Annotated in this window: 21 protein-coding genes and 3 pseudogenes; 14 read left to right on the top strand and 10 right to left on the bottom strand. The window is 36.0% G+C overall.

Annotated elements, in window-relative coordinates; translation table 11 throughout:
- The first annotated feature begins 344 nt into the window (after positions 1-344).
- On the top strand, positions 345-1,115 hold the full coding sequence (locus FY049_RS06820; protein WP_446083412.1) for an alpha/beta fold hydrolase: 771 nt from the start codon (positions 345-347) through the stop codon (positions 1,113-1,115).
- Positions 1,116-1,216: 101 nt separating this feature from the next.
- On the opposite strand, the gene FY049_RS06815 is transcribed toward FY049_RS06820, so the two are convergent.
- Entirely contained in the window at positions 1,217-2,404 is a 1,188-nt protein-coding gene (locus tag FY049_RS06815; RefSeq protein ID WP_446083411.1) for a benzoate/H(+) symporter BenE family transporter, read from the bottom strand.
- Positions 2,405-2,784: 380 nt separating this feature from the next.
- Between FY049_RS06815 and FY049_RS06810 the strand changes: the two genes are divergently transcribed.
- Entirely contained in the window at positions 2,785-3,264 is a 480-nt protein-coding gene (locus FY049_RS06810) for a hemerythrin domain-containing protein (protein ID WP_446083410.1), read from the top strand.
- A 125-nt stretch (positions 3,265-3,389) separates the two neighbouring features.
- On the opposite strand, the pseudogene FY049_RS06805 reads toward FY049_RS06810, so the two are convergent.
- Positions 3,390-3,629: pseudogene (locus tag FY049_RS06805) on the bottom strand (DUF2171 domain-containing protein).
- Between the two features lie 600 nt (positions 3,630-4,229).
- Here FY049_RS06805 and FY049_RS06800 point away from each other — a divergent pair.
- Complete coding sequence (locus FY049_RS06800; protein WP_446083409.1) at positions 4,230-4,760, top strand: hypothetical protein; 531 nt, start codon at positions 4,230-4,232, stop codon at positions 4,758-4,760.
- Between the two features lie 125 nt (positions 4,761-4,885).
- Positions 4,886-6,049 (top strand): MFS transporter, encoded by a 1,164-nt coding sequence (locus FY049_RS06795; protein WP_446083408.1) that lies wholly within the window; start codon positions 4,886-4,888, stop codon positions 6,047-6,049.
- Positions 6,050-6,103: 54 nt separating this feature from the next.
- On the opposite strand, the gene FY049_RS06790 is transcribed toward FY049_RS06795, so the two are convergent.
- Both FY049_RS06790 and FY049_RS06785 read right to left on the bottom strand, forming a co-directional pair.
- Positions 6,104-6,799: an LrgB family protein gene (locus FY049_RS06790; protein WP_419303447.1), complete on the bottom strand. Its 696-nt coding sequence runs from the start codon at positions 6,797-6,799 to the stop codon at positions 6,104-6,106.
- A complete protein-coding gene (locus FY049_RS06785) occupies positions 6,799-7,239 on the bottom strand; it encodes a CidA/LrgA family protein (protein WP_004821498.1) in 441 nt (146 codons plus the stop codon). The genes FY049_RS06790 and FY049_RS06785 overlap by 1 nt, the downstream gene beginning before the upstream one ends.
- A gap of 99 nt (positions 7,240-7,338) precedes the next feature.
- Between FY049_RS06785 and FY049_RS06780 the strand changes: the two genes are divergently transcribed.
- The 4 genes from FY049_RS06780 to FY049_RS06765 all read left to right on the top strand — a co-directional run bounded on the left by FY049_RS06780 (position 7,339) and on the right by FY049_RS06765 (position 12,595).
- Complete coding sequence (locus FY049_RS06780) at positions 7,339-8,238, top strand: LysR family transcriptional regulator (RefSeq protein ID WP_262780264.1); 900 nt, start codon at positions 7,339-7,341, stop codon at positions 8,236-8,238.
- Positions 8,239-8,444: 206 nt separating this feature from the next.
- Positions 8,445-8,816 (top strand): hypothetical protein, encoded by a 372-nt coding sequence (locus FY049_RS06775; RefSeq protein ID WP_446083407.1) that lies wholly within the window; start codon positions 8,445-8,447, stop codon positions 8,814-8,816.
- Complete coding sequence (locus FY049_RS06770; RefSeq protein ID WP_446083406.1) at positions 8,788-12,015, top strand: AAA domain-containing protein; 3,228 nt, start codon at positions 8,788-8,790, stop codon at positions 12,013-12,015. The genes FY049_RS06775 and FY049_RS06770 overlap by 29 nt, the downstream gene beginning before the upstream one ends.
- 343 nt (positions 12,016-12,358) lie before the next feature.
- A complete protein-coding gene (locus FY049_RS06765) occupies positions 12,359-12,595 on the top strand; it encodes a VF530 family protein (RefSeq protein ID WP_004720475.1) in 237 nt (78 codons plus the stop codon).
- Positions 12,596-12,858: 263 nt separating this feature from the next.
- On the opposite strand, the gene FY049_RS06760 is transcribed toward FY049_RS06765, so the two are convergent.
- Positions 12,859-13,197, bottom strand: a complete 339-nt coding sequence (locus tag FY049_RS06760; RefSeq protein ID WP_166782497.1) for a hypothetical protein — start codon at positions 13,195-13,197, stop codon at positions 12,859-12,861.
- 415 nt (positions 13,198-13,612) lie between these two features.
- Here FY049_RS06760 and FY049_RS06755 point away from each other — a divergent pair, with 415 nt between their 5' ends.
- From FY049_RS06755 to FY049_RS06740, 4 genes are all read left to right on the top strand, one after another.
- Entirely contained in the window at positions 13,613-14,182 is a 570-nt protein-coding gene (locus FY049_RS06755; protein ID WP_234623478.1) for a TetR/AcrR family transcriptional regulator, read from the top strand.
- A gap of 152 nt (positions 14,183-14,334) precedes the next feature.
- Positions 14,335-15,354, top strand: a complete 1,020-nt coding sequence (locus FY049_RS06750; RefSeq protein WP_446083405.1) for an MBL fold metallo-hydrolase — start codon at positions 14,335-14,337, stop codon at positions 15,352-15,354.
- Between the two features lie 195 nt (positions 15,355-15,549).
- Entirely contained in the window at positions 15,550-16,098 is a 549-nt protein-coding gene (locus FY049_RS06745; protein WP_303576094.1) for an RrF2 family transcriptional regulator, read from the top strand.
- Between the two features lie 157 nt (positions 16,099-16,255).
- Positions 16,256-17,461, top strand: coding sequence for an NAD(P)/FAD-dependent oxidoreductase (locus tag FY049_RS06740; protein ID WP_419355013.1), 1,206 nt, complete (start codon positions 16,256-16,258; stop codon positions 17,459-17,461).
- 92 nt (positions 17,462-17,553) lie between these two features.
- Here FY049_RS06740 and FY049_RS06735 read toward each other — a convergent pair.
- The 4 genes and pseudogenes from FY049_RS06735 to FY049_RS06720 form a co-directional block, all read right to left on the bottom strand.
- Positions 17,554-17,628 (bottom strand): annotated as a pseudogene (locus FY049_RS06735) (type 1 glutamine amidotransferase domain-containing protein); the annotation flags it as partial.
- A gap of 265 nt (positions 17,629-17,893) precedes the next feature.
- Positions 17,894-21,007 carry a multidrug efflux RND transporter permease subunit AdeE gene (adeE, locus tag FY049_RS06730; protein WP_446083404.1) on the bottom strand — a complete coding sequence of 1,038 codons (3,114 nt, stop codon included), beginning with the start codon at positions 21,005-21,007 and terminating at the stop codon, positions 17,894-17,896.
- An 11-nt stretch (positions 21,008-21,018) separates the two neighbouring features.
- Complete coding sequence (locus tag FY049_RS06725; RefSeq protein ID WP_446083403.1) at positions 21,019-22,143, bottom strand: efflux RND transporter periplasmic adaptor subunit; 1,125 nt, start codon at positions 22,141-22,143, stop codon at positions 21,019-21,021.
- A 172-nt stretch (positions 22,144-22,315) separates the two neighbouring features.
- Positions 22,316-22,422: pseudogene (locus tag FY049_RS06720) on the bottom strand (IS982 family transposase); the annotation flags it as partial.
- 91 nt (positions 22,423-22,513) lie between these two features.
- On the opposite strand from FY049_RS06720, the gene FY049_RS06715 reads away from it, so the two are divergent.
- On the top strand, positions 22,514-23,152 hold the full coding sequence (locus FY049_RS06715; RefSeq protein WP_446083402.1) for a TetR/AcrR family transcriptional regulator: 639 nt from the start codon (positions 22,514-22,516) through the stop codon (positions 23,150-23,152).
- A gap of 113 nt (positions 23,153-23,265) precedes the next feature.
- On the opposite strand, the gene FY049_RS06710 is transcribed toward FY049_RS06715, so the two are convergent.
- On the bottom strand, positions 23,266-23,970 hold the full coding sequence (locus FY049_RS06710) for an SDR family oxidoreductase (RefSeq protein WP_262780279.1): 705 nt from the start codon (positions 23,968-23,970) through the stop codon (positions 23,266-23,268).
- A gap of 120 nt (positions 23,971-24,090) precedes the next feature.
- Between FY049_RS06710 and FY049_RS06705 the strand changes: the two genes are divergently transcribed.
- On the top strand, positions 24,091-25,005 hold the full coding sequence (locus tag FY049_RS06705) for a LysR substrate-binding domain-containing protein (RefSeq protein ID WP_333669477.1): 915 nt from the start codon (positions 24,091-24,093) through the stop codon (positions 25,003-25,005).
- Positions 25,006-25,032: the final 27 nt, after the last annotated feature.

Below are 25,032 nucleotides of genomic sequence, written 5' to 3'. Positions count from 1 at the left end.
CTAAAGTCCTAAATCAATCGAAAAAATCAAGTCTGATAATATAGGTAATTCAAACCCCGACTCAACAGTAGATAGAGGTTTATTTTTTATTATTTATTCAACTTTAGATTAAGGCCACCGCTCATTTGTCTATATTTATAGCCAAATGTGTATTCTCTACAAAATAGAGGATAAATAAGATAAAACTTAAACAGTGTATCAAGTGTGGTATTGGAAGAGAGATAGTTAAGATATTGATTGTTTTTAAGTCGCAGTATTGTTAATGAATGATAAAGCTATTGTTCTGCATTTCTCTTCTTGTCATCATAGTGCAAGCGCAATATTTAAATTCTGGATGGTTTTTAATGTTACTGAATTATCAATACGATCAAGCTCAAGATAGCCATGGGACTCAAAAAACCACACTGGTATTGATTCACGGGTTATTTGGAAGTTTAAGTAATTTGGGCATTATTGCACGTGAATTTCAAGGTAAATTCAACTTATTGCAAATTGATGTTCGAAATCATGGCCATTCTGCACATTCAGATGAAATGAATTATCAATTGATGGCTCAGGATGTTTTGGAAACACTTGATCATTTAAATATTGAAAAGTTTATTGCGATTGGACATTCTATGGGTGGAAAAATTGCAATGAAACTTGCAGATTTAGCGCAAGATCGTATGCAAAAAATGATTGTCTTGGATATGACACCTTTTGCATATCAAGAAAATCACCATGATCAAATTTTTAAAGCCTTATTTGCGGTTGAAAATCCACAGATTGAATCTCGTAAAGAAGCTACAGAGATTATGCGTCAATACTTAAAAGAAGAAATGGTGATTCAATTTTTATTAAAATCATTCAGTAAGGGGAAATGGCTGTTTAATGTCCAAGCCTTATTTAATCATTATGCTGATATTTTAAGCTGGGAAAATCAGCAGGTGAATCCTATTCCAGCATTGTTTATTAAAGGTGGAAACTCACCCTATATTTCAAAAGCTGAACATTTTTCTGCAATCGAAACCCAGTTTAGTCATAGCCAAGTTAAAGTCATTGAACAAGTCGGGCACTGGTTACATGCTGAAAAACCGGCTGTAGTCAATCAAATGATCTCTGGGTTTATAGAATGAAGTTTTAGGCTCTGAATAAATTAAAACAGCATATTTAAAGGTAATATGCTGTTTATAAATAATTGTTTTATAAGCACTACCAGTTCTTTAGTCCAGTAAGGTCAAGAAACTGTCTTGGTTTTGAATTTTCCATTGAGTACTAGATATGAAATTAGACCTAAAACCAAACCCCAAAATGCACCCCCAACACCAAATAAACTGATATTGGCCGTCGTTGCGAGAAAGGTAATGAGTGAGGCTTCTCGGCAATCAATATCACTCATCGCATTTGCAAGACTTCCAGCAATTGTACCTAATAATGCAAGTCCTGCTAGAGTACTTATAAAAGCGACTGGAAACGCTGCAAAGACAGCTGCTAACGTTACACCAAAAATTCCAACAAAAATATAAAATACACCTGCGGCAATCCCTGAAATCCAGCGTTTTGAAGGATCTTCGTGGGATTCCTTTCCAGTGCAAATTGCAGCAGTGATCGCAGCAAGATTAAACGCATGTGAACCAAACGGAGCCATGAGGAACGAACCTAAGCCTGTCACGATAAGAATCGGTTTAGCATTGGTGTGAAAACCATCATTTTTAAGAACCAGTAAACCTGGCATATATTGTCCTGTTAAGGTAATTAAAAATAAAGGTAAGGCAACACTCAGTATCGAGTTTATAGAAAAAGTTGGCGTGGTAAAAATAGGCGAGGCTAATTTTAGTTCAAATCCAGAGAAATCAATCCGTGATTGTAAAAGTAAGAAAATAAAGCCAAAAATCAAGACACTAATAATGGCAAATCTTGTAGAAAAACGCTTGGTGATCAGGTAAATAAAAAATAATGAAATAGCCAAAAAAGGATCAATTGTCATATTGGTAAAGGCTGCAATCCCAAATTGCAATAAAATACCTGCCAAGAGACCAGATGCAATACCCGCTGGAATTAGACCAATCAATTTTTCAAAATAGCCCGTGATTCCCAAGAACACAAATGCCAGTGCAGAAAGTAAATATGCGCCAATTGCTTCGGAATATGGCAAGGTTACAAGCGTCGTAATTAAAAATGCAGCGGCAGGCGTAGACCATGCAGTGATAATGGGTTCGCGGGTATACCAACTTAATAATATTCCTGTGATACCAACCCCAATAGAAATAGACCATACCCATGAGGCAGTGAGTTCAGGGCTAAGACCAGCCATCTGCGCAGCTTGGAAGATTAAAATAAAGGTACCACCATAATTAACAATGACCGAAATTAAACCAGCCATAATGGGGGGAAGAAAATCATTAGAATGATGCTGAAAAGACATAAACTCTACCCCTAAGATTTTAAAAAGAAGTAGTAGAGTGTATTTTTAATGTGGTATTGCCATAAGATACACTTTTAATATTTTTTAAGGTACCAGTTTGGTGATATGATTTTATCTTCTGCCCCTTTTACTTAACTCTGGTAAAGGTGAAGGAGTTAAGAATGGTTTTTATATTGCTAAATACAATGAGAGTAGTGCTTTGAATGCAGCGAAGAAAAATACCCTCAATTTAGGTTTCTTAATGATTTTTTGAATTTCATAGATCGTACAATATAAACAGTTATTACAATTAAAAAACTATTGAAACAAGAGTTCAATAATAAATATGAGTTTATCCTCTAAGATTGAATACTAAATGAATTTTTCGATAGGATAAGAGTATGAGCCATAGTAATCAACTCACCATATTTGATGTCTTAAAGTTTAGTCATGAAAAGCAAAGAGAATTATCTGATAAATTAATTGAAACCAGTGGCAACTCAGAAGAAAGAAAGCATTATTTCTTATTACTGAAAAATGAATTATTTGCACATGCAGTGGCTGAAGACAGGTATTTTTACATACCTCTTATGATGACAGATGCAGGTTTGAATATTACAAGGCATGCTCTGTCTGAGCATCACGAAATTGATGAGCTACTTGAGCAACTTACTGAAAAAGAACTCAATAATCCGAGTTGGTTACGTATAGCAAATCAGCTACGAAAGCTTGTACATCATCATTTAGATGAAGAAGAGCATAAATTTTTCCAGCAATCTGGCAAAATTTTAAAAGATGATGAAAAAGTAAGCTTAGCTAAAAAGTATCAACGTGAATATGATAAATATATTTATAAAGACAAAACGAGTTTAATTAATTAATGATTTAAACTTTTTTTAAATTTAGTTAGATAGATAAGCCAGATTTGAAAACTGATGATTTGATGACAAGAATGCCAATCAAATTGATTGGCATTCCTTAAATAGCAAATTATTTTAGGTAAAAGCTATAATGTTTGCCACTCATTTCTTGCTTCTTCTGAATTTTTATTCAAAATTACGTTTCCATCTTTAATTTCACTCACCCAACTTAATGGAATCAGATGATGTTCATTATGTTCATCATCACTTCGAGTCAATTTAATTGAATCTTATCCCTCAAGATGATCGACCTTACCGATCTGTGTACCACATGAAGCAATTACTGAAGCATGTTCTTTAATATCGTTTGCATTAACGTTACTCATAATGTTTGCTCATCTATTGTTCAAGTTGAAATATCAGTCTAAGACATTTAAAAATTAGTGATGTAAGTATTTTTAAGCTTTAAGTTTTGTTGGGTTAATAATGTAAGGTTTATAGATTTATTTAATTTATAAATGTCATTTTTGAATAAATATATAAAATTAAAAATAATGTGATTCTGTTCTCAATTAATTAATTTTGTTATGCTTTATTCATTTGTTTTTTGTGATTTAATTATAATTAATAAGCTTTATTGAGGTTCTTTTTGATTATTTTTTTTTGTTTTGGTCTTAATGGGGTTGTTTAAAAGCATTGCTATAAATTTATGTTTTGTAATGTTTTATTTTTAAATAATTAACGGTAAGGTTTTAATGTGTTGTATTGTAATTTGATGTTATTTATTTAAAAATTTCTAAAACGACAATACTCAATAGGGATGGTGTTTTTAGCTAATTTTATTTTAATTTGGTTAATTTAATTTTGTACAAACCTTTCTTGAAACTATAACAAATAGCAATATTAAATAAAAATATTTGATCCAGGATGATTATCGTTGATTGATTAATTGAATTAATAACTTTTATCAAAATAGAGGATTAAATATGTCAAATTCTAATATAGATAACGAAGTAGTTAAGAATCTCAGTAAAGAACAACGTGACCAATTGAATGCCGATCCAATTTCCGGTGAGCCAGGAGCACACCCAATCGGGACAGGTGTTGGAGTCGCAGGCGGTGCAGTAAGTGGTGCAGCTATTGGAGCTGTTGGCGGACCTGTAGGTGCTGCAGTCGGTGGGGTAGTAGGTGCAGTTGTTGGAGGATTAGCGGGAAAAAGCATTTCTGAAGCTGTAAATCCAACTGATGAAGATATTTATTGGCGTGAAACTTACAACACTCGCCCTTATTATAAAGACACGATTAACTTATATGATAATGTAGATTACGATCGTGATTATCGTGATGCATATCAGCTAGGGTACACTTCTAGAAGCAATTACCCTTATGAAACAAAGTTTGAAGAAGTTGAAGCAGATCTTAAGCTTCAATGGGAAAAAACCAAAAGAGAGTCTCGTTTAAAATGGGAAGAAGCAAAGCATGCAGTAAAAGATGCTTGGGATCGAGTAACTCGTTAACAGATTCTCAAAAAAATAGCCCTTCAATGTAAGGGCTATTTTTTGTCACTAGTAAACAAATGGCAGCAATCCACTACAACCATTAATTGTGGTAACATATTGAAAATACAAGTGAATGCAACGACATGCAATCTATGCCAATCCAATACAAACTGAGTGGATTCTACTTTTGGTATTATTCAATAGTTGGAACTTTTTTGCCGTATTGGAGCTTATATCTTCAAGATCAAGGATTTAATTATCAAGAAATCGGATTGCTGTCCTCTATAGCCATTTTAACCCGTATATTTGCACCCTTTATTTGGGGATTTATCGCAGATAAAACGGGCAAACGAATGTTGTGGGTTCGTGTGGCAACTTGGATGGAAGCTACAATCTGGTTTTTGATTTTTATTATTCCCAACAATATGCAATCAATTGCATTTCTGATGTTGATTTTTAGCTTCTTTCAAAATGCCATACTTGCGCAATTTGAAGGTGTAACGCTGTTTTGGCTGGGTAATCAACATACAGCATTGTATGGGAAAATTAGAAAATGGGGCTCTATTGGATTTATTATTGGCGTATTTAGTATCGGTGCGATTTTAGAAGTTATTGCAATTCAATATTTACCAATGATGTTGTTATGTATTGCCTTTACAGCTTTTATTTGGTCCTTTTTGATTAAGGAACCCAGCACAGCACCGAGTGCACAAAAAATATTAGAACCATTGCTTCCCATTCTAAAAAGACCAGTGGTTTTTTCATTTTTTATCATTGAATTTATTATGCTTTTTGCACAAGCACCATTTTATAGTTTTTATAGTAATTATTTAAAACTAGCTGGTTACAGTACAACTCAGATTGGCTTTTTATGGTCAGTTGGTGTGATTGCTGAAATTATCATGTTTAACTATGCAAATTTCTTCCTAAATCGTTTTTCATGGCGAAGTTTAGTCGCACTTTGTTTAATCATGACCAGCATTCGATTTATTTTGGCAGGTTTATTTTCAGAAAGTTTCATTATTCAATTTATTTCTCAAACTTTTCATGCATTTAGTTTTGGTTTATTTCATATTATTGCAATGCGGGTCATTTTGCAGAACTTTGCAGCCAAACAACAGGGCAGAGGGCAAGCACTATACAGTACCATGTGGGGACTTGGCGTTGCATCTGGCAGTATCTTAGCTGGGCAATATTGGGAAAAATTATCAGGAGAATATATTTTTATTATTGCTGGATTTTCAGCCTTGCTTGGCCTGCTATTGATTAATTTTTTACCTAAAACCTTACAAATGATTCAAAGATAAATGAATCTCTTTGCAGAAAAGAGATTCAGAACATTCAAAACGATACTGTACGGGTTAATTTAGTAAATAGACAATGAGGTGTACAATAAAAGGTCCAACCAATACCATAAAAATACCAGCTAAAACCATGGTTAAACTGGCAATAACACCTTCATCTTTATCACGCATATAAGCTTTACTTGTACCAAAACCATGTGCTGCATTACCCAAAGACGCACCTTGTGCAAAGCTTGATTTCAGTCTTAATCCACCCAATACCAAATCACCAATTAACATACCAGTCACCCCAGTAATCATGGTGAATAAAATCACCAGTTCAACAGAACCGCCGATATGGGTTGTTAGTTCCATTGCAAATGGTGTAGAGATTGAACGAGCCATTAGACTATAGGTTGTTGTTTGGTCAAAATGAAATAACTTGGCAAGGTAGAATGCACTGATCATTCCAGCAAGCATACCAATGACCACACCCATAGAAATTGAAATGAGATGTTCTTTAATGATTTGGCGATATTCAAAAATTGGGATTGCAAAGGCAACAGTTGCAGGCCCTAACATCCATATAATCCACTGACTATCAAGCATATAAGCATCATAAGAAACATGTGCTGATAGTAAAATGGTGATTAAAACAATCGGAACCAAAATTGCTGGAGATAAAATTAAATATGGAAATTTACGATAAAGTTTTTTGACCAACACATACGCGACTAATGTGATCACTACACAAGATATTGAAATGGCAGACATTATTTATCTCCCTGTAATACATGTACGGTTTTATGAACATGACGTTGTTTCAACTTCCGCTCTAGTTTAAAACCTATATGCACACTATAAGCAGTAAATACCATCACACAAATTGTGCCCAGTACAACCACAACAATCAGTTGCCAACCCTCAGTGATAAATAGGTTTTTATATTTCATTAACCCGATAAAACAAGGAATAAAAAATAGTACCAATTCACCTAGAATGAAATCTGAGCCTGATTTAATCCAATTTAACTTAAAAATACCTGTCATGAGCCCAATCAAAACCATAAATAAGCCAATCACAGCTGCCGAAATAGGTAAATTAAATTGCTTTTGAATGATTGAACCAATCCACCAAATCAAAATTAAAAGCCCAATTTGCAATGTGACTTTATAAATTGATGAAATTTGATGGCTTTGAGTACGCGTAGACATTTTATTGCAGATATTTAAAAAAGATGAGTTATTTTAGTTGCAAACATCACAGCATATTATGAATAATTAAACCATAATTATGCGTTTTTGGAATAATTTGTGGACATTAAAAATCTTAAAATTTTTGTGGAAATCGTCAATTCTGAAAGTTTTACTTTGGCTGCTGATCGTTTGTTTATGACACAGCCTACAATCAGTAAATCTATTAAACATTTAGAAGAAGAACTTGGCACAGCTTTGTTTAAAAAAGGTGAAGCTGGAAGAAAAAGGGAAGTTGTACTTACTTATATTGGTGAATTAATTTATCTACACGCTTTAAATATCTTAAATGAACAAAAGCAAATATTTGAAAATATAGATCAAGTACAGCAGTTAAAAAAAGGTAAATTAACCATAGGCTTACCACCATTAGGTTCGGTATTACTCAGTCCTTTAATTGCTTTATTTCATCAGAATTATCCTGATATTCAATTGAAATTCTTAGAAGTTGGTGCCAATGGTATTGAGGAAGCAATTGCTGATAAAAGTATTGATGTTGGGATTTTACTCGGTAATTTAAGACCAAGTTTTGCGGCAATTCCTGTGATAGATTCACCAATGTGTTTATTGGCTAAGAAAAATTCACATTGGAATCAAAGAGATTCAGTAAATTTGCATGAACTTAAAGAAGAAACTTTTTTACTTTACGCTGATTCTTTTACATTAAATAAGATGATTATACAGGCTGCAAATTCTGTAGGTTTTGAACCAAAAGTGGTGTGTAAAAGTAGCCAGTGGGACTTTATCACCAAAATGGTGGAGTTTAATATGGGAATCGCCATATTGCCCAAAATTTATTGTGATCAGCTAGATCAGGGGAAGTTTTGCTCAGCAATCCTTAATGAGCCTAAATTACATTGGACATTGAGTATGGCTTGGAATACGACTGTAGCAATGAGTCCTGCAACAAAAGCTTGGTTAACGATTGTAGAGATGCATCGAGATAAAATTCATTTTTAGATTGATCGATAGCTTTTAAGTCTTAATAAATTGAGATTGGCGTGGCTCAGGTTAAATTTTATAAAAATTAAAACATATGTATATCAGTGCCTTAATATACATTATTTCGCATAATGTATATTATGTTAAATAAGATATCTAAGAGTTTTAACTTCTATTTATGTGTGCTAGTATTTGAAAAAACTATCATTCTACAGAGTCTGCTAATGAGTTTAGATCAAGCGAATTTACTTAAAGCTTGGCAACATTACATTGAAATTACAGGATGCGAAAAATCAAAAATACCTGTTAAAACAATCAATAATTGTCAAAATATTATATTCACTCATTCGGATTTCATTGAGAACCCTAAAAGTAATGGCGTATTTATTGAAATACAACCTAGTAAAATTGCTCATTTAAAAGAAAAGTTTGTTATATTTGATGAAGATACGAAAAAAGATAAACTCATTGATCCACTATCTTTTGCATTCCCTCTTTTAACTATGCATGAGAAAAACCAATCTTTTTATTTACCTATTTTTGTTATAGATCTACCTGCAGATTTTTTTGATTTCAGAGAACTTCACTGGTTTTGATATATCTTCAAATCTACCTAATTTTGTGAAAGTTAATATTTCAGTATTAACAAACTATTTTGATGTTGATGCCGATCAAATTGATGAATCTAGAAATATAATTGATTTAATAGGATTGATTTGCGAAACTACTTTTATTGATTTTGAATCCATGTACTTTGGTTTTATTGAATGGGCAAATGAGAAATTAGTCATTAAAAATAATAATTTTAAAAATATATTCTTTGCTAGAAATACCAGTGGATTAATTTATTCTTCAAAAAATGATGATGTCAATACAAGTGATCTTGAAGACTTTAAATTTATTCTCCATGAAATAGAAATTCACGGCGAAAATTGCGTGTCGAGTAAATATCCACTGCTGAATGAGTATTTAACCAAAATTGGTGGTGATAAATCGGTCGTGGTTCAACAGCCTGTACATCTTGTTAAGACCTATGGGTTGTTCGAAAGCAAATATTCTTTAGGTCGTGGACAGTTTCAAGCAATCCAAGCAGCAAACATTAAGCCTGAACTTCCATTGATTGCAGTGCAAGGGGCTCCAGGCACTGGTAAGACTACCCTATTCAAGTCTTTAATCGCACAGCAAGTTACTGCTCGTGCATTATCAGTCATTTCAGGTAATGACCAAAATCTTAATATGTTGGTATGTTCAACGGCCATTAAAGCAGTTGATAATGTCATTGCAGATCTTAAAGCTGAAGATTTTACACAAAATCTAAATTGGCTTTGGCTTCATGGTGGTGCTAAAGCTAAATTGGATATGGAAATTCAATCACGTTTAGCACCTCATATTGCTGATCTCGAACTTAAGGAATTTGATGAGATTCAATATCTTGAATTAAAAGATCAGATATTGAATCTCAAAAAAAATATTGATGCGATTGGTAAAAGATTTCTTACTGAAAAATCAACATTAAATTTATCAAAAGCCAAAATTCCCTTTATTACGTCTTTGAATGATTACAATTCTACGGAGCTATTCTTCGAATTATCAAAATATCAAACAGCAAAAAGTATAAATCTTGATGAACAATATAGGTATGACTCATATAGTACCGATCAGTTAACTGATATTCAGTCAAAACTTAAAGTTGAAGTTGCTGATTTAGAAAAAGAAATATCTCAATTTAAAGAAGCTTTAGCACATGTTGAGAATTTACTGGCATATTGGCCTAAAAAGTTTAATCCTTCCCAATTTTCAGACTGGATGCTTAATAAAAAAGTCAGAGGTTCATTTTCTCTATCATTTGGCGATTTCTTCAAATTACAGTTTCTAAAAATTATCACAATATTTTCTCCAGCAAAAATCAATCTGATGGATGCATGTGAAACCTTAACTAAGCATGATCTGTTACTAGATTTAGAACAAAACCTGACTCACATCAATAATCAGCTTATGATCATCAATCAGATGTTGCTTGCCTCATTATATACTCAAGAATTTAATTCTTTATATCAATCGTTCACAAAGGAATACACCGGCTGCAATGACTTAAGCGATATATTTAGGCTTAAAGCCATTAGTGAGAACCGTAAAATTTTTGAGTTGTCGATACAGTTTCTCTATCAAGAACAATTACGGTGTAAGGTTGAAGTTGTACAAGCCTTGAATCATTGGTTGGCCATGTTGTCTAGTGATAATGTACCAACGCCACATTATGGCAAATTTATAAAAGATTCTGAAAAATTCTATCAGTTAATTTCTTTGGCTTATCCAGTTGTAGCAACAACATTGGCATCAGTTTTCAAAATGTCTGGCTTTAAAAAGCTACAGCAGTTAAATGGTACAAAACCATGGAATCTAGCTTTGCTCGATGAGGCGGGAATGGTATCGGTAGAGAACCTCGTCCCGATTGTTGCTCGAAGTAATAAAGCTATGATTGTTGGTGATCCTCTTCAGCTGGAACCTATACGCACAATCTCAAAACCATCAGAACAAAAAATTTATAAAGAATACTTTTATTGTCATGATGATGAGTATGCAATGTTAGGTCCTGGTCAGGTGACCACATATCATAGAGCTTCAGGAACCTTGTCTGGTGAAATAAGTGATATTGGTGATGGCATTATTTTAGATGAACATCGACGTTGCCAAGAGCCAATTGCTCAACTTTTTATTGATATAGCAAAATATAAAGGCTTAAGCATATCTTCATTCACACCAAGTGAGCGAATTCAGAAAGCGTTTGAAGGTATAGGGGCACATCATTTGATGTTCTACCATGTAGATGGTGCTAGACACTCAGGGAAAACTAATCTGGATGAAGTAAAAGGCATTGGTGAGCTTTTAGATCAGTTGGAACAGGCTGGGTATAATCTTACTTGTGATATTGGGATCATTACGCCCTATGCGGATCAAAAGCGTCAATTGATTAGTGCTTATGGTCAACGTATGGAGCAAAACAAACTGGCCAAGATAGGTACAATCCATCAGTTCCAAGGTGTTGGTTTTGAAGTGATCATCTTTAGTCCCGTGATATTTGAACAGGCTGATAGTGCAGTATTCCTTAATTCTCGACCAAATATACTGAACGTGGCTGTTTCTCGCGCTAAGCAGCAGTTCATTGTGGTTGGCAACTACCATAAACTAAAAGACTCAAAAGGTTCTTTAGGTTTAATTGCTGAGCGTACATCTTCGGACTTTTACCTAGAGCTTGGTAATCAAAGTCCAAGCTTTAAAGATTATGAAACAAGTTTTGCTGTCAAAAAGCATATCTACGATGTTCAGCATGTGAAAGCCTTTGAATACTATCTTCAAAATAGTCAGAAAAGTATTGTTATTGTCGTGCCATGGATTCGTAAACCTTATAACATATCAACGCAGCAACAACTCGAATTGCTGAAGATGGCCAAACGTCGTGGGATCAACATTAAAATCTATTATGGCTACAGTAATCTTGAGCTTAATCATAAAGATGATAACGATGAACAGTTAGTCCAAGATTATATTACTGCGTTAGGTGCTGATAATGTGATAAGACTGCCTCAGGGTACACATGAGAAGGTTTTGTTAATTGATGATCGTGTTCTTGTCGTGGGAAGTTGGAACTGGCTATCGAATGCATATTACAAATGGTATGAAAACCAGCAAAACGGAAAGTCACAGTTAGCGATACGCCGTGAAACAAGTATTATCATTATGGATCGAAAGATCATAACGGAATATAAGGCACATAATCTTATTGCATGCATTTAACGAGACAGAAAACTACCATACGATGAGCTAATTATTTTATTTTGCTGTAAAGCTCTTAATGAATGAATATTGGTAAAATTAAGTTGTTGTTTTAGCTTTTGAAGTCGCATAATGAAACCATTATGTTAAATAGAATATTGTGTAAGTTGTCTACTCACATGTTGTTTGCAATGTCCTGCAATGGCTATCTAATTATTAGAATTTGACTAATTTATATTTAGAAAAAAGTTATCTAGAAAATAAGCTGTAATTTTTTATGTTAATTACGCTTAAATTCCAACCCTCTCATTTTTCAACAAGCTCAGGTTATAATGGTGGTCTCCCGAAATATGGTTGATCTATTATGAACGCCTCCAATGACCCTCTACATGGCAAAAAACTTGCTGACATTTTGGATGAATTATTGGATTACTACGATGGCTTTGAAGGCTTAAGTCGTAAAATTGAAATTAGATGTTTTTGCATAGATCCAAGTGTTAAGTCATCATTGAGATTCTTACGTACTACCCCATGGGCACGTGAAAAAGTAGAAAGCTTATATTTGTATGTCTTACGCCAAAAAGCCAAACAGAAATCGTAAACAAAATATTTTATAAATTGTTATTTTAGTGTTCTAAGTAATTAAATTTATTGTTTATTAAAAATAAATTTAATTGTGAAATAAATTCTAAGTGAACATAAGTTAATTAAAATATCAGAGACAGTGGCTACACAATGCTGTTGTTGCTACAGCTCAGCAACGTGAATTATGATCTTAGAAATTCACGTTGCCGACTATCTTAAGCAACATAATATAAGTTATGCAGAAATCAGATCGCTACTCGACTTTGTATGGTGATGACTTCAATGTACTTTCGTGTTTGCTTCAGTTAAATAAGCTTTCTTCGATGTCTTATTCCATAAACACAGTTCTTGCCCTGTTTTGTTTTTCATATGTGCTTGCGGATATTTTCCTTGAATCAAGAGTGCTGAATATCCAACACGATCATCAAACAGCATGACATTGCTTACTGTCTTGGCATTTTTAAGTTGACTTGCTTTTATACAAGCCGCTTTTATTTCCTGATCATGCTTGTTCCATGCCTGCTCGGAACTTCCGAAAGCTACGCTAGTCGCAGCAGAACTTGCCACAAAACCTAAAATAGAAAGATATTTTAAAAATATACGATATCTTAATATCATGATGATTGTCCTGTAAATTCGAGTGTCTGGATCTATACTGAAACAATCTGATGAGATAATCTAGCAATTTACACATGCTGTAACAGCAGATATTCAGGATTACACATATCTCTGAAAAGTTGTCCGTGATTTAGATTTTAAAATATAGATCAAAGACTTAAAAATAGTTCTATTCTATAGAAGCATTACCTGACTCACGTGATTCCATACAGTGATCAATATTTCTCGCGTCTTATCGCTTGCCGAAATTATAATTATGACTATTAATTAAAGCGCTAACTTTGCTGTGTGGCCCTGTCTATGTGATGCATCTATAGCTGTGATCTTGAAAAACCCATCCCTTTTTAAATATATATCTTGCGCTTTGTCTATTTTTATATATGATTGAGTAATCACTCAATTAATATATTTGTCTATGGCCCGTCCTCGTAGTGAAGATAAACGTAATGCAATTTTAAATGCTGCTATTGAAACATTGGCAGAACTTGGAGAGCGCGCATCTACTTCAAAAATAGCCAAAGTCGCTGGTGTAGCAGAAGGTACTTTATTTACTTATTTCAGTAATAAAGAGGAATTACTCAACCAATTATACCTTTCGCTAAAGGCCGAACTGCGTCAGGTCATAATGCTGAATTATCCGAACAACTCAGACCTACAAAGCCAAATGTTTTATATCTGGCAAAGCTATTTGGACTGGAGTTTAGATGCCCCGCTCAAACGTAAAGTGATGGCACAGTTGTCGACTTCAGAACAAATTACAGAGCAGAGTAAACACATTGGTATGCAAACTTTTTGTGATTTTACTAGGACTATTCAAGAACATATCGATGACGGCAAATTAAGAGATTATCCACCCTTGTTTATTGGTTCGATTTTGGGTGCACTTGCCGAAGTCACACTCAACTTTATTGCCCAAGACACTTCTCAAGCTGATCTTTATCGGAAGTCAGGTTTTGAAGCGTTTTGGCATGCAGTTTCAATGTAGATAAAGACTAAAGTAAGGATAAGGATGTGCAGCATTCTTATTTTTTTAAATTAATTAATGAGTGATTAAATACTCATTTAAATAAATCAAAATAAGCACTTATCTCAAGTTCTTATTTACAGATATAGCTTGTTCCACTCAAGGAAAATAAAATGACAATTTCAAACGCAACAGACTTGCCTTCTCCCGTCATGTCATCACAGCAATACAATGGAAAATATAGCAATACACGGCCGAATCTGCACACACATTCTTTCGGAAAAACGCTAGGCTTAATGTGGAAATTTTTATTTAACAAACCGAAAAATACGGTGCCAAATCGAGAAATTCCTGTGTTAAGTTTATCAAAAGAACAACTCATGAGTGCCCCAGACCGTTCTCTATTTCGTCTTGGGCATTCGACCATTTTATTAAAATTGCGTAATGAATTTTGGTTAACCGATCCTGTTTTTTCTGAGCGTGCCTCGCCTTTTCAATGGATTGGCCCAAAGCGTTTTCACCAACCACCGATTAGCATTGCGGACTTACCTCCCATTAAAGGCGTGATTTTGTCGCATAACCACTATGACCATCTCGACTACCATGCAGTAATCCAACTCAAAGACAAAGTTGAACACTTCTTAACACCACATGGTGTTGGTGACACACTGATTAAATGGGGCGTGCCAGCAGAAAGGGTTCAGCAACTTGACTGGTGGGAAACAACCCATGTAGATGGTCTTAAGCTGATTGCTACCCCTGCCCATCATTTTTCAGGCCGTGGTATGGGTGATAGCAACGCAACGCTTTGGGCATCGTGGGTGATTATTGATAATGATCTACGGGTGTTTTTTAGTGGCGATACTGGTTATTTCGATGGGTTTAAAGAGATTGGACATCGTTATGGTCCTTTCGATCTTACCATGCTAGAAACTGGGGCCTATGATCCAGAATGGCCAGATGTTCACATGCAACCTGAGCAAACTTTACAAGCGCATATCGATTTAAAAGGACGTCATTTGTTGCCTGTCCATAATGGGACTTTTGACTTGGCGCTTCATGCTTGGGACGATCCATTTGAACGAATTGTGGCTTTGGCTCATCAAAACGACTTAGCGATTAGTACGCCTCAAATGGGTGAAGTATTGAACTTAAACCAGCCAAATGTCGAAAATTATTGGTGGCGTTCGTAATTTCTTCAATCATTTTAAATTATTTATGTCCCTCAATTCTCATTTAAAGGTATTTAAATTCAGTGATATAGCCCTATTGTTTTCCTCTATATTTTCTTTTAATAAAACTAGGACTAACTTTGTCTTAGTTTTATTATTGACTTAAAACACAGACTGCATTAGTCTGTGTTTGTAATTGATCAATTATGAAATGAAATGGCTTATATCACTAGTAGCGTCGAGTATGCGATTCACTGTCTTCTTTTTCTTGTAAATAATGAAGATAAACCATTGAGTAGTAAGGATTTAGCTGAATTGCAAGGCGTCTCTCCTAGCTTTATGGCCAAGATATTTCCTAAACTTGAAAAGGCAAAACTTGTTTTGGCGCAAGAAGGTGTTCGTGGCGGGTATTTACTGGCCCGATCTGCTCACGAAATCAGTTTTCTTGATATTGTGAATGCAATTGAAGGTGAAAAACCGCTTTTTGAATGCCAAGAAGTACGTGGAAAATGTGCGGTCTTTAACAATGCCCCACCCGATTGGGCAACCAGTGGTGTGTGTGCAGTGCATGCAGTTATGCTACAGGCTGAAAAAGCCATGCGAGATGCTTTAGGTGCTCATACACTTGGTGATATTGCAGACCGTTTTGGCCGTTATGCACCTGATGTATTTTTTAGTGATGTAAATGGCTGGATCAATAAACGCATCGAAGGAAGAACAGCAAAAATGCGGAAAAGTAAAATATCACGGGATACGCCCGACTAATGAGCTTATAGGGCATTCATCCCTAAGGTAAAACCTCTCTAAACGTTTTAAACGCCTTCTCAGATTTTTCGGACAGTCAGAGAAAGGATTCGCTCACCCAAAATTTTGGGATGAGCTGGAATTTACATGTCCGAAAACCTATCAAAAGGATAATCAAATGAGTAAGCGTATTATTATTGCAGGTTCTGGCTTTGCTGGCTTATGGGCTGCACTTGCCGCACAACGAGCAATTCATTTGGCTGCGCAAGAACAAAATATTGAAGTGCTGATGGTTTCCCCGAGTCCGAATGTTGATATTCGTCCTCGTCTTTATGAAGCTGTACTTGAAAATATGTATCCTGATATATTAGACATATTAAATGTCGTTGACGTTAAATATGTCGCTGGCTGGGTAAATGAAGTGAATGCTGCGGCCCAAAATCTTGTGATTACAACGATCCACGGCGATCAACAAAGCTTAAGTTATGACCGTTTTATTTTGGCAACGGGAAGTACTGGCTATATGCCGCCTATATCTGGTCTTAAAGACTATGGATTTAGTGTCAGCACTTTAGCAGATGCTGAAAAACTAGATCAGCATCTTAAAAGTTTAGCCAATAAGCCTGTAAGTGCGGCACGTAATACCGTAGTCGTTGCTGGTGGTGGACTGACTGGGCTTGAAACAGTTGCCGAAATGCCTGAACGCCTGCGTAGCATTTTAGCTGAAACTGATATTCGTGTGGTTTTAGTCGATTCATCAATAGAAATTGGTGCAGCATTGGGTGACGAAGCTGCAGTGGTAATTCGAGAAGCTCTTAGCGAACTCGGCGTTGAAGGTAAAGCTGGGCTACGCGTTACTGCACTTGATGCTTCTGGAGTAACACTTTCTAACGGCGAAAGAATTGAAACAGAAACTGTCATTTGGACTGCGGGCATGCGAGCGAACTCGTTGACCTCTCAAATTGTAGGTGAAAAAGATAATTTAGGTCGTATTTTAGGTGATGCTTATTTACATGCACCAGAGGCCAAAAATATTTTTGTGACGGGTGATACTGTAAAAGTTCCAACCGACAATTTAGGTAATTTTAACGTGATGTCATGTCAGCATGCCATGAGCCTAGGCCGCGTAGCGGGTTACAATGCCGCGGCAGAATTGGTTGATTTGCCATTACATGTGTATAGCCAACCAAAGTATGTGACTTGTGTCGACTTAGGCCCATGGGGAGCACTTTACACTGAAGGATGGGATCGAAAAGTTCAATTTGTGCGCCACGAGGCGAAAAAAATTAAGCAAGAAATTAATACGGTATGGATTTATCCGCCAGTTGCAGACCGTGAAGCTGTTTTTGCTATAGCAAATCCTGATTTTGTAATTGTTCCTTAAAATTAGTTTTGCTAAAGCAGATCATTTTATTTAACTCACCTAAAAGTAAAGCCATCACTGATTTTGCTTTTAGGTTTTTTTGAGTCATTAAGTTATGACTTTTCTAACTCTTCTATTATCACTAAAGCCGTTTTTTTAGCAGAAAATGTGTTTTGTCCTGTAATTAATGTATGTTGAGATCATTGTCATTAGTACATGAACTTAATTTACTATTTTTGAAAATTATCAGTTTAAATTATTAAATTTAATAAGTATGTTTCTCCTTTCCTTATAATTATGAACTAGATTTTATATAAACATAAGTTAACTAAGATATCCAAGACTGTGGCTAGACAACACTATTGTTGCCACAGCTCAGTAACGTGATGATCCAAGATTATACATCACGTTACTGAGTATCCTAATGCACATAATATAAGTAAGGACCTTACATCATTTATTAGGAGAAACTTTCAATCTTATAGATACCTTACGTACCAAAAAGAAAAATAATGGAACAAAGAAAATTGAAAGCAATGTGCCGGATATCATCCCTCCTGTTACAGCTATACCAATTTCTCTTCTACTCGCTGCACCAGCTCCTGTTGAAACTGCCAGTGGTAAAACACCAGCAACAAATGCCAATGAGGTCATGATAATGGGTCTTAATCTTTGGCCTGCACCCTCAATAACAGCTTCTATTAATGACTGACCCTCTGCTAGTTTCGCTGCTGCGAACTCTACAATAAGAATCGCATTTTTAGCTGAAAGACCAATGGTTGTCAGCATCGCGACCTGAAAATAAATGTCATTAACATATCCTGCAATACTGGCTGCAATAACAGCACCAATTAATCCAAGAGGGATAACAAGCAAAACGGAGAATGGAATTGACCAACTCTCATATAATGCAGCTAAGCATAAAAAAATAAATATGATAGATGCCAAATATAACCAAATCGTCTGACCACTCGCTAACTTTTCTTGATAAGACAAGCCACTCCATTGAAGACTAAAGCCTTGTTGTTGATCAATTAACTGTTGCATTTTATTCATTGCAGCCCCTGAACTTTCACCAGTTGCGGCAGAACCTTGAAGCTGAACAGATGAAAGACCATTAAAACGTTGCAACATCTGCGGTCCCATTTGCCAATTAACAGATGAGAAACTAGCAAATGGTGTCATCGCTCCTGTCGTTCCTCTTACATACCACTGACCAATGTCTTGTGGTAATGACCTATATGCCGCATCACCTTGTAAATAAACGCGTTTGACACGACCTCTATCAATGAAGTCATTAATATATGAACCACCCCATGCAGTTGATAAAGTACTACTAATATCAGTCTGTGCTAAACCGAATGCACTTGCCTTACGTTGATCAATATTGACTTGTAATTGAGATTTATCTTCGAGTCCATTTAATCGAACCGCGGCAAGTCCAGAATCTGCACTTGCCTCTTTTAGAACCGTACTTTGCGCAGCTAACAAAGCATCTCGCCCTTTACCCTCAGCATCTTGCATCCATAATTCAAAACCACTGGATTGACCTAATCCACGTACCGCTGATGGAGAAAGTACTTGAACCCGCGCTTGTTTCATTGAGCGAAAATGTGCATTTGCACGAGAAATAATTGCCTCGGCAGTATTATTCTCTCCCTTACGATCATCCCAATGTTTTAGACTGGCAAATGCCATACCTACATTCTGACCACTACCAGCATTATTTCGTCCCATAACCATAAAAATAACGTTCAAGTTATCTTTCTCATTCGTCATGAAATACTCTGAAATTTGGTTACCTATTTCTTGGGTTTCAGCTAAGGTCGAGCCCACAGGCGTACTAAATTGGACCATGACAGAACCCTGATCTTCTTGTGGGAGGAAGCCCGTATTCATTCGTGTGTATTGCCACCCTAATAAAGCAGTGATCACAACAAATAAAACCATAAATATTTTAGGTTTACTGATGATCTTAACGAGTAAATTACGGTATTTGGACTGACTTAGCTCTACTTTTTGATTGAACCAAGTAAAGAAACGTCTCTTTTTACGCTGATGATTGTTAGGTCTAAGTAAAGTAGCACATAAGGCTGGAGATAAAGTTAGGGCAACCACAGCAGAAAGCACCATCGCTGAGACTAATGTCACAGAAAACTGCCGATAAATCATCCCTACGGAGCCACCAAAAAAAGCCATTGGTAGAAATACAGCAGACAAGACCATTGCGATACCAACTAAGGCACCTGAAATTTCTTTCATAGAAATAAGCGTAGCTTCTTTTGGATCAAGACCTTGCTCATGCATTACACGCTCAACATTTTCTACAACAACAATGGCATCATCAACCAAGAGTCCAATCGCCAATACCATCGCGAACAATGTCAATGTGTTAATGGTATAACCCAATACACTCAGAATTCCAAAGGTACCTAACAAAACCACTGGAACAGCAATTGCAGGAATTAATGTGGCGCGCCAACTTTGCAAAAACACGAACATCACAATAATGACAAGGAAGATTGCCTCAGCTAGGGTCTTAATCACGCCTTGAACAGATGCTTCTACAAATGGAGTACTATCACGTGGATAAGCCACCTTTAAACCTGCTGGCATGGATGCTGTTAATCTTGAAACCTCTGCTTTAACACGTTCAGCTGTTTCAAGGGCATTTGCACCTGACGCTAACTGAATTGACATACCTGAAGCATATTTACCATTCAATCTCGTGGTAGTCTGATAACTTTCTGCGCCTCGTTCGACACGAGCAACATCTTTTAGCAATACTACACTGCCATTTGGCTCAGTCCGCAAAATAATATTTTCAAATTGACTTACCGTTTGTAAACGAGACAATGCAGTAACAGTTGCATTTAAAGCTTGGTTTTCTTTAGTCGGTAAAGCTCCAAGCTCACCTGCTGTGATTTGAGTATTTTGAGCTTCAATAGCAACTCTAACATCGGATGGCATCAAGCTATAACTATTTAGCTTATGCGGATCAAGCCATATTCGCATCGCATATTGCGCACCAAATACTGTGATCTCACCAACCCCATCTACCCGACTTAGTGGGTCTTGAAGTGTACTTACCATGTAATCAGATATATCAACATCTGATCTTGCACCACTTTCATCATAAAGAGCAAAAACTAACAGACTATCTCCTTGAGACTTTGTAACGGTTATGCCCTGTTGTTGAACTTCTTGTGGTAAACGACTCAATGCCTGATTTACTGCGTTCTGTACCTGAACTTGAGCTGTATCTGGATTCGTATTTTGATCAAAACTCAAACTAATACGAGCCTGACCAGCTGAACTACTTGTAGATGAAAAATAAAGTAAACCATCAATTCCCTTAATTTGTTGCTCTAATATTTGAGTAACACTATCTTCAACTGTACTGGCTGATGCACCAGGATAGTTTGCTGTTACATTTACACCGGGAGGTGCAATATCAGGATATTGCTCAACAGATAAAGTGAAAATGGAAATTGCACCCATCGCCATAATGCATATGGACAGTACCCAAGCGAATATCGGACGAGCGATAAAGAAACTAGACAGCATACGAAAATTCCTCAGCGAATGGGTGTAGGTTCAACGGCCATACCTGCACTTAATCCTTGCAGACCTTCGACAACAACTTTATCTCCAGAACGCAAACCAGATAATACTAACCATCGATTGTCTATGGCTTCGCCTAAAGTAATCGCTCTTTGTTCAATTTTATTCCCTTGTCCAATAACCCATACAAATACCTCACCATCAGCATTTCTAATTTCAATCCCTTGGGGAATTAATAAACTTTTTGGACGTGGTCCTGTACCAAGTTGTGCCCGCACATACATTCCTGGCAATAAAGATTGATTCGGATTTGCAAATGAAGCTCTTAATGTGACACTCCCAGTTGCTTCATCTACGGTGATATCGCTAAACTTAAAAATTCCCTTTTCTTGATAGTTCATTCCATTATTCAACTCCAAACTTACAGTTAACTCCTCGGGCTCTATCCCATCTTCTGTAAGTTGTTTCCGAAGCGCCATATATTCATCACTGGATTGAGTTAAATCTACATACATTGGATCTAAATTCTGAATAGTTACTAGAGCATCTACTTGACTAGATGTTACAAGGGCTCCACGTGTAATCGCAGATCGACCGATTCTCCCCGAAATTGGAGCTGTGATTTGAGTATAGTTAAGATTGGTTTGTGCAGTTTTTAACAATGCTTTATTAACGTTCACTGCAGCCTTTGCTTGCGCATAAGTTGCTCTCGCATCATCAAGCTCCTGACGACTAACACCATTGACACTAATTAATTGCTCATAACGTTCAGCTTGAAGGCGAGTTGAATTTACAGTTGCCTGAGCCAATTCAAAATTACCTAATGCCTCTGCAAGACTATCTCGATAAAGCGTTGAATCAATTTTATAAAGCGGCTGCCCCTTTTTAACATATGAACCCTCTTGGAAAAGCTGTGCAACAACTACACCATTTACTTGAGGTCTAACTTGTGAGACTTCAGATGCAACTGTCCGGCCAGCTAATACTCGGTCAGTCTCTATAGTTTCAGGAGTTATGGTTATCACACTCACCTGCTGTGTTGCTTTTTTTACAGGTTGGTCTGAATCACACCCATTTATAAAAGGGAGTAAAACAACGGAAAAAAATATTTTATAACAAGTAAATCTCAAATCAGGCATATCTAGAACCATAGACTTATAGATAATTTATTTACTTTACTGTAAAGTAAATAATATTGATAGGTTGAAAATTGTAATTAACCAGAATCTTGCTTTTGATCAGATGAATCATATGTTGATAACAAGGTAGGCTTCTAAACAAATGGGACGAGTTAATACTGAGCATTGAGTTAGGAATCCTTAAGCATCTATGGTTTTGCTTTAAGAATTCCAATAAATTGCTTCAAATTCTAGAAAGAAACCATCAATTAGACAGAATAATTGGGTACTATCTAACATAAGGACTGGGTTGTGAGTTTTGTGTGGTAACTCAACTGATGGCTCTATCCTCTTTTTTAAGTCAATTTCTTATCCGCGATTCAGGTTAATTATGTTAAAGAAAAGTCGAGGACGTCCTTCTAAAGCTCGTCCAAATATTATTTTGGCAGCACGTGAGCAATTTCTTGAACATGGTTTAGATGTAAGTTTAGATAAAATTGCGATAAAAGCAGGAACTACGAGACAGACACTTTATAATCACTTCCCAACAAAAACAGCTCTACTCATTGAAATTTTTGAGAACTTCAAAGCAGAAATGGAAACACCATTTGATGAGAAGAATAATTTAAATGAAATAATGATGTTAGAGCAGCTATTAATACAAATTGGCCAAACTGTTCAAAATCATTTCTACAATACCAACGTAATTCGTCTTCAAAGGTTAATCATTATAGCATTAGTAGAAATGCCAGAAATACTTGAGCAGGTTCAACAACGTACGTATGGAAGTATCAAAAAATCGATGATCAATATTCTCGAAACAGCTAACAATGCGGGAATTATCAAAATTTCAAATTCTGAAGCAGCAGCTAAAGCGTTCCTTGGCGCTGTTATGGGCTATGCGTATCCTGCAACGTTATTAGGTGGTGCAGTTCCCACTTCTGAAGAGTTACAACAGTTGAATGAAGAAGCCTGCCGAATTTTTCTAAGCGCGTGGCATTTTAAAATTGAAATGGATAGCTCGAAATAATTAGATTAAGCAAACATAAATTCAATAAAATTAATCGTGTATCTAATCATTAGATTATTCTATTCAGCCTTATAAACTCATTGATAAGGCTGAACTAAGGTCATCATCATGAATTAAACTGAACGAGTGATACCGCCATCTACACGAATATTTTGCCCTGTGATATAACCTGCGCCTTGTGAAGCAAGAAAACTGATAGTTGCAGCAATTTCTTTACTGGTACCATAGCGTTGCAACGGCACAGATTGGCGACGTTGTTCGGTTTCAGGCAAACTATCAATCCATCCTGGTAAGATATTATTCACACGAATATTTTTTGCCGCATATTGATCCGCTAAAATCTTAGTAAACGAAGCCAGTCCTGCACGAAAAATAGCTGAGGTCGGAAACAGGTCACTGGGTTCAAATGTCCACGCACTCGAAATATTGATAATCACCCCTGCATTCTGCTTTTCCATGATCGGAATGACTAAGCGAGTGGCGCGAATAATATTCATTAAATAAGTATCTAAACCTAAATGCCATTGTTCATCAGTGATTTCCAAAATAGGTGCACGTGGACCGTGTCCTGAACTATTGACTAAAACATCAATCCTCCCCCATTTTTGATATGTTTGCTCAATCAGCTTGTTGATATCAGCTGTAGATTGATTGGTACCTGTCACACCAATGCCATCGAGTTGTTTAGCAAGCTCTTCTCCTCTACCTGAAGAAGAAAGAATACCCACATGGTAGCCATCTTGATGTAATTTTCGTGCGGCTGCTGCCCCCATACCACTTCCACCAGCCATGATTAATGCTACTTTTTCTACAGTCATTTGTGCTATCCTCTAAATGTTTTATGATCGAATATATATAAATACTGCAACTAGAATAGCATTAAGCTCCGTTGATCTGGTTTGACCTTTTCTCTTAATTGAATGTAGAAAAACTATAGTATGACGCTACTCAATCGCTTACCACCTTTGAACGCATTAAAGGCCTTTGAGGCCGCCAGTCGGCATTTAAATTTTAAATTCGCTGCCGAAGAGTTACATGTCACTCAAAGTGCAATTGCGCAGCATGTCCGTCATTTAGAAGAAGAATTGGGAATAAAGTTATTTGAGAGACATTCGAAAGGCGTAAACTTAACAGCGAATGGTCGAAAATATGCCGCGAGCATTACTCAGGCTTTTAGTTTAATTTTTGAGGCAACTCAATCGTTTCACCATTCAAATCAGCAGATTACATTGAGTGTTACACCAACTTTTGCAGCGAAATGGTTAATTCCTCGATTAAATCAATTTAGACAATCTCATCCTGATATTGACTTGCAGATTTTGGCTACAGAACGAGTTTCCCATTTTCAAAATGATGCTGTTGATTTGGCAATTCGTTATGGTAAACCACCATTTGGTACAAGTTTAAATACTGAATTACTGTTGCAAGACACCTTTATTGCGGTGGCAAGTCCTAAGTTAATCAAGTCACTTAAGCTATCAAATCAGGAATCTTTAGAGATCAGCACCTTAGACCAGTTCACCTTATTACATGATGCACATAATCTTTGGCCGCATTTTATTGAGAAATTAAAATTCAAGAATACGCAAAATCTATTTAAAAATATCCGCTTTAATCAGACTGCACTTGCGATTGATGCTGCTATTGCTGCTCAAGGAATTACTTTAACCCATCCAATATTTGTACACTCAGAGTTAGCGTCTGGAATACTGGTTAAAGTTTTTCCACAGGAGTTAGCCATGGAAACAGGATTTTATGTCGTTTATCCACGTCATACCGTTGGTGCTGAAGCCTTATCGAAAGTTCATCATTGGCTAATTACTCAATTTGATCAGCCAAAAGCGTCTGATTAAATTCATGTTGAAGATGAGGCTTAGCAT

The sequence above is a fragment of the Acinetobacter sp. 1125_18A genome, from assembly GCF_052824985.1.
The sequence above is the reverse complement of the archived record's forward strand: the minus strand, read 5'-3'. Positions and strand labels throughout refer to the sequence as shown.

Bases quoted from the DNA above. Each gene is read 5' to 3' on its own strand.
- FY049_RS06785 (WP_004821498.1), bottom strand. From the start codon at position 7,239: ATGTCTACGCGTACTCAAAGCCATCAAATTTCATCAATTTATAAAGTC.
- FY049_RS06755 (WP_234623478.1), top strand. From the start codon at position 13,613: ATGGCCCGTCCTCGTAGTGAAGATAAACGTAATGCAATTTTAAATGCT.
- FY049_RS06790 (WP_419303447.1), bottom strand. From the start codon at position 6,799: ATGTCTGCCATTTCAATATCTTGTGTAGTGATCACATTAGTCGCGTAT.
- FY049_RS06750 (WP_446083405.1), top strand. From the start codon at position 14,335: ATGACAATTTCAAACGCAACAGACTTGCCTTCTCCCGTCATGTCATCA.
- FY049_RS06705 (WP_333669477.1), top strand. From the start codon at position 24,091: ATGACGCTACTCAATCGCTTACCACCTTTGAACGCATTAAAGGCCTTT.
- FY049_RS06760 (WP_166782497.1), bottom strand. From the start codon at position 13,197: ATGATATTAAGATATCGTATATTTTTAAAATATCTTTCTATTTTAGGT.
- FY049_RS06820 (WP_446083412.1), top strand. From the start codon at position 345: ATGTTACTGAATTATCAATACGATCAAGCTCAAGATAGCCATGGGACT.
- FY049_RS06815 (WP_446083411.1), bottom strand. From the start codon at position 2,404: ATGTCTTTTCAGCATCATTCTAATGATTTTCTTCCCCCCATTATGGCT.
- FY049_RS06745 (WP_303576094.1), top strand. From the start codon at position 15,550: ATGGCTTATATCACTAGTAGCGTCGAGTATGCGATTCACTGTCTTCTT.
- FY049_RS06775 (WP_446083407.1), top strand. From the start codon at position 8,445: ATGAGTTTAGATCAAGCGAATTTACTTAAAGCTTGGCAACATTACATT.
- FY049_RS06795 (WP_446083408.1), top strand. From the start codon at position 4,886: ATGCAATCTATGCCAATCCAATACAAACTGAGTGGATTCTACTTTTGG.
- FY049_RS06710 (WP_262780279.1), bottom strand. From the start codon at position 23,970: ATGACTGTAGAAAAAGTAGCATTAATCATGGCTGGTGGAAGTGGTATG.
- FY049_RS06740 (WP_419355013.1), top strand. From the start codon at position 16,256: ATGAGTAAGCGTATTATTATTGCAGGTTCTGGCTTTGCTGGCTTATGG.
- FY049_RS06800 (WP_446083409.1), top strand. From the start codon at position 4,230: ATGTCAAATTCTAATATAGATAACGAAGTAGTTAAGAATCTCAGTAAA.
- FY049_RS06725 (WP_446083403.1), bottom strand. From the start codon at position 22,143: ATGCCTGATTTGAGATTTACTTGTTATAAAATATTTTTTTCCGTTGTT.
- adeE (WP_446083404.1), bottom strand. From the start codon at position 21,007: ATGCTGTCTAGTTTCTTTATCGCTCGTCCGATATTCGCTTGGGTACTG.
- FY049_RS06765 (WP_004720475.1), top strand. From the start codon at position 12,359: ATGAACGCCTCCAATGACCCTCTACATGGCAAAAAACTTGCTGACATT.
- FY049_RS06810 (WP_446083410.1), top strand. From the start codon at position 2,785: ATGAGCCATAGTAATCAACTCACCATATTTGATGTCTTAAAGTTTAGT.
- FY049_RS06715 (WP_446083402.1), top strand. From the start codon at position 22,514: ATGTTAAAGAAAAGTCGAGGACGTCCTTCTAAAGCTCGTCCAAATATT.